This is a genomic window from Stenotrophomonas sp. 05L44_2, from assembly GCF_056665995.1.
In genome coordinates this window covers 1-6,582 of sequence record NZ_JBFTNR010000161.1, presented here as the reverse complement: position 1 = coordinate 6,582, position 6,582 = coordinate 1, and the positions used below count along the sequence as shown (strand labels likewise).

The window sequence follows — 6,582 nt, the reverse complement described above, 5'->3', positions numbered from 1 at the left end:
GCAGCTTGTTGTGCATGCGCTGGTTGAAGCGGCGGAAGCAGCACAGCACGCTGCCGGCATAGTCGAAGTAGTTCAGACGGGCCTTGCCGAAGGTCGGGTTGTAGACCCGCAGCTGGAAGTTCTCGTGGGCACCGGCCAGTGCGCCGAGGATCTGCAGGTCGGAGATCGCCGAAAGCTGGTCGATCAGCAGCCGCACCTTCACCCCGCGCCGCGACGCCGCCAGCAGCTCGTCGATGACCAGGCGGGCGCTGTCGTCCTTGTCGAAGATGTAGGTCTGCAGGTCGATGCTGCGGGTGGCGCTGCGSAKCAGGTTCAGSCGCGCSACCAGCGCACCTTCGCCCTCGTCCAGCAGGGTGGCGTAGTGCCGCGGCTGGTCCGGGGTCGATTCGCTGAACGCCCGGCCGGCCAGTGCCCGCAGGGGCGAATCCAGCGCGCAGCGGTCGGCCTGCTGGCAATCGACCTGGGTCGAGCGCGCCTGCACGGCAATCGCCTCGGCGCGATCACGCTGGGCATGCGACAGCGACGCGCAGCCGCTGCCCAGCAACACGGTTGCCAGCGCCAATACACGCAGCAAGGGATTCACGGTTTCGGCGCCTCGCTGAGGCGCGCACGCAATACGAAAGTCACTCGGTCACTCAAGGCAAGCTGCCAGCTGTCCATGCCATACCGACCTCGTTGCACGGTACCGCGGCTGACGACGTCGCAATCATAGCCGGGTCGGGCACATTCCGCTTTCTCGACCTTGAGCGTCTCCGGATGGCTGACCCCGCGCAGGGTCAGCCGGCCGTCGATACCGCCGCCCTCGGCAACCGTCTCCGGCCAGTACGGCAGCGAGTCGAACTCCRCGAACGGGTAACGGCCGGCATCGAAGAACTCGGGGCCGCGCATCCAGCCGGTATAGCGGTCCTTGCCGGGAATCTCCACGGTGCGGGTGAACATCTTCAGGTGGACCTGGTGGCGGCCATCGGACAGCACCTCGATACGCCCCTCGAAACGGGGGAACACGCCCTCGATGCGCTGGCCGAAGCGGGTGCGGACTTCGAAACCGATCTGCGAGCGCACCACATCCAGCTGCAGCGTACGCGGCGGTTCGGCCACGACCGCCGGCAGCGCGGTCGGTGGCGGTGCGGCAGCCCAGGCCGGGCCGATGGCCAGAACGACTGGCAGCAGACAGCGGCCCGGCAACGCCAACCTCATCGGCTCACGGCCACCAGAAGGCGTTCAGGCTGGCCACGCCCGGCTCGATCGTCGCCTCGCGGGCGAACCCGAGCACGGCCACGCCGCCCGGCGGCATGCCACGGTAATCACTGCTGGTGCCATCGGTCATCAGCGCCACCAGCTGCTCCAGCCCGGGGTTGTGGCCGACGATCAGCACCCGGTCCAGGTCACGGCGCTCGTCCACCAGCGCGGCCAGGGTGCCGGGGGTGGCCTCGTAGATGCGGTCTTCCAGGCGCTTTTCGACATAGCCGATGGCTGCCATCACCGYTTCCAGGGTTTCGCGGGTCCGCCGCGACGGTGAACACAGCACGCAGTCCGGCAGCAGGTTGTTCTCCTTCAGCCACTTGCCGGCGGCTTCGGCTTCAGCGAGCCCCACCGGCGACAACGGCCGGTCGAGGTCGGCCTGGCCGGTGGTGGCCGGTTCGGCGTGGGCGTGGCGGAGCAGGATCAGTTCGCGCATTGCGGGATTCCAATGAAGGGATGGAGACCTACGGCTGTTACAGCTTCAGCCAGGACAACAGGGGTTCCCAGTCGGCCTGGTGCTCGCGCACCTGGGCGGAGCGGTAATCGAAAAGACTGCGGCCCAGGCCGGTCATGACCACATAGCTCTGGCTGTCGCGCAGCTGGGCGACCACCGGATAGGGCCAGTCAGCCAGCATCTGCAGGGCCTGCTGCGAGGTCTGGGTCCAGGGCTTGGTGCGGTTCAGCACCAGCCCGACCGGCAGCTTGCGGCTGTGCACGCGCGGTACCTGGGCCAGGCTGTTGAGGAAGCCGACGATGGCTTCGATGTCCAGTGCCGAGGGCAGCACCGGCACCACCACGGCATCGGCAGCGTCGAGGAAATGCGGGATATCGTCGGCCAGCGCGCCGGCCGGTGCATCGATCACCACGGTATCGGTACCATCGGGCAGCTTCTGCGCCCATTGCTTCTTGCGGTACACGTCGATCGGCAGTACCGCGCTTTCCAGCCCGGCCCGGCGCTGTGCCCAGCGGGTGCTGGAGCCCTGCGGGTCGGCATCGGCGATCACCGTGGCCTTGCCTTGCAATGCCGCGTACGCGGCCAGGTGGGTGGCGATGGTGGTCTTGCCCACCCCGCCCTTGGAACCGGCCACCAGGATCGTCTTCATGCCAGCCTCGCTTCCGGGTACGTGCCCCGAGCGTACACCGCCGATGGTGACGGAAGGTAGAGCCGTGCTGAACCAGTGCCCCCGGCCTTTGCTATCGTGGCRCCCCCGAAGGATCGAACCGCCATGAGCGAACTGCAGGACCTGAGCGCACTGATCCGCGCCAACACGCCGTTGATCGTGGTCGAGACCCAGGATGAGGGTCGCATCGTCGAGCTGTTCCGRCAGACGCTGATGCATGTCTGGCGGGCCCTGCACCGCTGGTCGATCACCGAAGGCCTGCGCCGCATCGACCTGGAGCGCGAGGACGAGCCGGTCGGTCCGCCCGATGCCAGTGCCGCATTGCAGATGATCCGCCAGGCCGACCAGCGCGGCGTGTACCTGCTGCTCGATTTCCACCCCTACCTGGGCTACGCCAGCCACCAGCGTGCCCTGCGCGACCTGATCCAGCGCCGCCACAGCGAACCGCACGTGCTGGTGCTGATCGGCGCCAAGGTGGAACTGCCCGCCGAACTGGAAGCCCTGGCGGTGCGCTTCAACCCGCGCCTGCCCGACGCCAATGCACTGCTGAAGATGCTGCGCGAGGAAGCCGATGCCTATGCACGCGAACACGGCGGGCGCCGGGTGGAAGTGGACAGCGAGGCGGTCAAGAAGATCCTGAAGAACCTGCAGGGCCTGAGCCTGGTCGATGCGCGGCGCATCGCGCGGCAGCTGATCTATGCCGATGGCGCGCTGCGCGACGACGACCTGCCGCAGTTGGCGCGGCTGAAGTTCGAGCTGCTCAACCGCAGCGGCCACCTGTTCTTTGAACATGACAGCGCGCGCTTCGGCGATGTGGCTGGCGCCAACCGGCTCAAGCGCTGGATCAACCAGCGTCGCGTCGCCTTCATCGCCGGCTCGGCACCGGCCGGGCTGGACCCGCCGCGCGGCATGCTGCTGCTGGGCGTGCAGGGCTGCGGCAAGTCGATGCTGGCCAAGGCCACCGCCGCCGGCTTCGGCGTGCCGCTGCTGCGCCTGGACGTGGGCGCGCTGTACAACAAGTACCACGGCGAGACCGAAGCCAACCTGCGCCAGGCACTGGCCTCGGCCGAGCAGCTGGCGCCGTGCGTGCTGTGGATGGATGAGATCGAAAAGGGCCTGGCCACCGGCACCGAGGATGGCGGCGTGTCGCGCCGCGTGCTCGGCTACCTGCTGACCTGGATGGCCGAGCGCAAGGCGCCGGTGTTCATCGTGGCCACCGCCAACCAGGTGCACGAGCTGCCGGCCGAGCTGCTGCGCAAGGGCCGCTTCGACGAGATCTTCTTCGTCGACCTGCCCTCGGCCGATGTGCGCGTGGAACTGCTGCGGCTGCACCTGGGACGGCGCCAGCTCAATGCCGACGACTTCGCGCTGCCCGCACTGGCCGCAGCGGCCAACGGGTTTTCCGGTGCGGAAATCGAGCAGGCGATCGTGGCCGGGCTGTATTCGGCGCATGCCGAAGGCCGGCCACTGGATACCGAACTGCTGATGGGCGAGATCCGCACGACACGGCCGTTGTCGGTGCTGATGGCCGAGCAGGTGGCGGCGTTGCGGGAATGGGCGTCGGGGCGCACGGTGTCCGCGGACGACTGAAGGTCGCCGCCACCGCGTCCATCCACGCAGGGCGTGGATTCCCTGTCGGTCAGGGTGCGGTGTCTGGGCTCCAGCCAGCGGGCGGGGTCAGCGGCAGACCGTTTTCCTGCAACAGGCGGCTGATGGCTGCCGTCGTGCCTTCGCGCGCGGCGCGCTGCAGGTAGCCGGCGGGCAGCCCCCGCCGCCGCGCACTCAGCTGTTGCCACTGCAGCCAGTCAAGTGCGCGCTGGGCATCAGGATCGGCGGGCACCAGCCGCAGTGCCAGTTCCTGCAGACCCAGATCGCCACTGGCTGTCATCTGCGTGGCCAGCCTCCTGCACGTTGCGCTGTGCTGTGCCTGCCCGCACAGCGCAATGCCGGCGAAGTCCCACAAGGTGCGTTCCTCCAGCGACCCCAGCAGGGCGTCTTCGACGATCTGCCGCGGGCTGCGGTCCGCCTCCTCCAGCGGCGTGTCGGACAACGACACCCCTGCCAGCGCCTGCAGCTGCATCGCCAGCAGCCGCCGCGTCCCATCACCGAACGGTTGCCGTTCCGCGGCGGCGCGCAGCTGCTGTGTCGCCATGCCGACTTCTTCCAACCGCCAGGCCACCTGCACCGCCTGCCACGCGCCCTCGCCGTTGTCCTGATCGTCCGCACGCTGCGCCTCCAGCAGTGCCGGCAACAGCCCGGCACCTGTGGGCGCAGCCGTGGGCAAGCCAAGATTGCGACCGACGGGGTCACCGCAGGTGAGCGTGCCCTGGCACAGCCGCAACAGGCGGTGGCGGTGGAAGCGGTGCGCTGGCGCGGCCTGCCAGGCGTCCAGGAAAACCGGCGTGAGTGCATCGGCATCGGTCAGGCGCTGGCCATCGGCCTTTACGCCCAATGCCAGCGACAACTCGGCCCCCTGCCAGCGCTCGGCCGGGACATCGCTGGCCTGCAGGGCGGCGATGCGGGTGACGACCGGCTGCAGCCAGTCCGGCACGGACCGGTCCTGAGCATTCAGCCCCCCTGGCAGCAGCAGCGACAGGAACAACAGCAAGGTAGCGCGTTGGCGCATCCGGAGCTCATGGCAGCGAAGGGCCAACCATTGTAGGCCCCCTTGCACGCCGCCAGCGGCCGGCCGCTGTCAGGGCCAGGCTGGAGGCGCGGCCAGCCAGGCCTGCTGTACTTCGGCCAACGTCGCGCGTTCGTCGTCGCGCCATTGCGGCAACAGCTGCGCGTAATGGCTGCTGTCGCGCCATTGCCCCGGCTCGGTCCGTACGGCGGCGGCATACCACTTCACCGCCTCCTGCTGCTGGCCGGCCCGCCACAGCGCCAACGCATAGCTCGGCGGTACCCAGCCCGGATTGCTGCGCAGGGTGCTGGCAGCGGCCTGCCACTGTTCCAGCGCGGCCAGCGCCTGGCCCTGCCGCAACAGGTCCCAGCCATAGTTCCAGCGTACGCTGCGGCCCAGCGCGCTCTGCACCGGCGCCTCGGCCAGTGCCTCGCGATAGAGCTTGTCGCCCAGTTCCGCGCGCCCCTGCGCGATGGCCACCGACGCCAGCTGCGCCGTGGCTTCCAGCCCCTTGCGGCCACGCTCGCGATGCTTCAGCAGCTGTGCCACCAGGTCTTCGCCTTCACCCTGCACCACCGTGATCGGCGCGGCAGCGGCGTCGCTGTCGAAATAGAACTCCTGCGGTGCCGGCAATGCCGGCGCGGCCCACACAGTGGCCGCTCCCGAAACCAGCAACACGCCGGCCAGGAACTGTCCTGCAACTGACATCCCAATTCCCCCAAGGTTGAAACACCAACCCTCCCTCTCTCTCCCCGATCCTAACCCCAGCACGGCCCCGGCGCGAGTGCCGGGGGCCCTGGCCCCCCACTGTTACAATTCGCGCCTTTCCCGCCGCGTGCACCTGCGCGGCCGGTGCCAGCCGATCCTGACAGGCCAGCCATGACCAGTACCGCGCAACTCACCTCGCCCGCTTCCGCCGACCTGCTCGACCGTGATTACACGCTCGACCACAAGTACACCCGCAACGAAGGGCGGATCTACCTGAGTGGCGTGCAGGCGCTGGTGCGGCTGCCGCTGATGCAGCGCCTGCGCGACGAAGCTGCGGGCATCGACAGCGCCGGTTTCATCAGTGGCTATCGCGGCAGCCCGCTGGGCGGCTTCGACCTGGAACTGTGGCGCGCGCGCAAGCACCTGGAAACGGCCAAGGTGAAGTTCACCCCGGGCCTCAACGAGGACCTGGGCGCCACCATGGTGTGGGGTACCCAGCAGACCAACCTGTTCCCCGGTGCCAACGTGCAGGGCGTGTTCGGCATGTGGTACGGCAAGGGCCCGGGCGTGGACCGCTGCGGCGACGTGTTCAAGCACGCCAATGCCGCCGGCACGTCGCGCCATGGTGGTGTGCTGGCACTGGCCGCCGATGACCATGCCTGCCGCAGCTCGACCCTGCCGCATGGCAGCGAGGACGAATTCGTCAGCGCGATGATGCCGGTGCTGAACCCGGCCGGCGTGCAGGACATCCTCGACATGGGCCTGCTCGGCTGGGCGATGAGCCGTTACACCGGGCGTTGGGTCGGCTTCAAGACGATCGCCGAGACGGTGGAATCGTCGGCCTCGGTCGAGGTTGATCCGCTGGCCCGGCGCATCGTGCTGCCGGAG

The 6,582-nt window shown here is 68.8% G+C and carries 7 protein-coding genes and 1 pseudogene; 2 read left to right on the top strand and 6 right to left on the bottom strand.

Annotated features, from left to right (window positions below):
- From AC1VAN_RS07655 to AC1VAN_RS07640, 4 genes are all read right to left on the bottom strand, one after another.
- Positions 1–583 (bottom strand): phospholipase D-like domain-containing protein (locus tag AC1VAN_RS07655; protein WP_480985563.1); only part of this gene is annotated, 583 nt, incomplete at its 3' end.
- Complete coding sequence (locus AC1VAN_RS07650) at positions 580–1,197, bottom strand: YceI family protein (protein WP_480985562.1); 618 nt, start codon at positions 1,195–1,197, stop codon at positions 580–582. The genes AC1VAN_RS07655 and AC1VAN_RS07650, both read right to left, overlap by 4 nt.
- 4 nt (positions 1,198–1,201) lie before the next feature.
- Positions 1,202–1,678 (bottom strand): SixA phosphatase family protein, encoded by a 477-nt coding sequence (locus tag AC1VAN_RS07645; RefSeq protein WP_480985561.1) that lies wholly within the window; start codon positions 1,676–1,678, stop codon positions 1,202–1,204.
- 37 nt (positions 1,679–1,715) lie between these two features.
- Positions 1,716–2,345 carry a ParA family protein gene (locus AC1VAN_RS07640; RefSeq protein ID WP_025875994.1) on the bottom strand — a complete coding sequence of 210 codons (630 nt, stop codon included), beginning with the start codon at positions 2,343–2,345 and terminating at the stop codon, positions 1,716–1,718.
- A 123-nt stretch (positions 2,346–2,468) separates the two neighbouring features.
- On the opposite strand from AC1VAN_RS07640, the gene AC1VAN_RS07635 reads away from it, so the two are divergent.
- Positions 2,469–3,953, top strand: a complete 1,485-nt coding sequence (locus AC1VAN_RS07635; protein ID WP_025875996.1) for an AAA family ATPase — start codon at positions 2,469–2,471, stop codon at positions 3,951–3,953.
- Positions 3,954–4,002: 49 nt separating this feature from the next.
- On the opposite strand, the gene AC1VAN_RS07630 is transcribed toward AC1VAN_RS07635, so the two are convergent.
- The gene (locus AC1VAN_RS07630) at positions 4,003–4,989 is read right to left on the bottom strand and encodes a hypothetical protein (protein ID WP_032977992.1); all 987 of its coding nucleotides are present in this window, start codon (positions 4,987–4,989) and stop codon (positions 4,003–4,005) included.
- A gap of 69 nt (positions 4,990–5,058) precedes the next feature.
- Entirely contained in the window at positions 5,059–5,694 is a 636-nt protein-coding gene (locus AC1VAN_RS07625; protein WP_313443967.1) for a tetratricopeptide repeat protein, read from the bottom strand.
- A gap of 171 nt (positions 5,695–5,865) precedes the next feature.
- On the opposite strand from AC1VAN_RS07625, the pseudogene AC1VAN_RS07620 reads away from it, so the two are divergent.
- Positions 5,866–6,582, top strand: a pseudogene (locus AC1VAN_RS07620) (indolepyruvate ferredoxin oxidoreductase family protein); the annotation flags it as partial.

Bases quoted from the DNA above. Each gene is read 5' to 3' on its own strand.
- AC1VAN_RS07630 (WP_032977992.1), bottom strand. From the start codon at position 4,989: ATGCGCCAACGCGCTACCTTGCTGTTGTTCCTGTCGCTGCTGCTGCCA.
- AC1VAN_RS07640 (WP_025875994.1), bottom strand. From the start codon at position 2,345: ATGAAGACGATCCTGGTGGCCGGTTCCAAGGGCGGGGTGGGCAAGACC.
- AC1VAN_RS07625 (WP_313443967.1), bottom strand. From the start codon at position 5,694: ATGTCAGTTGCAGGACAGTTCCTGGCCGGCGTGTTGCTGGTTTCGGGA.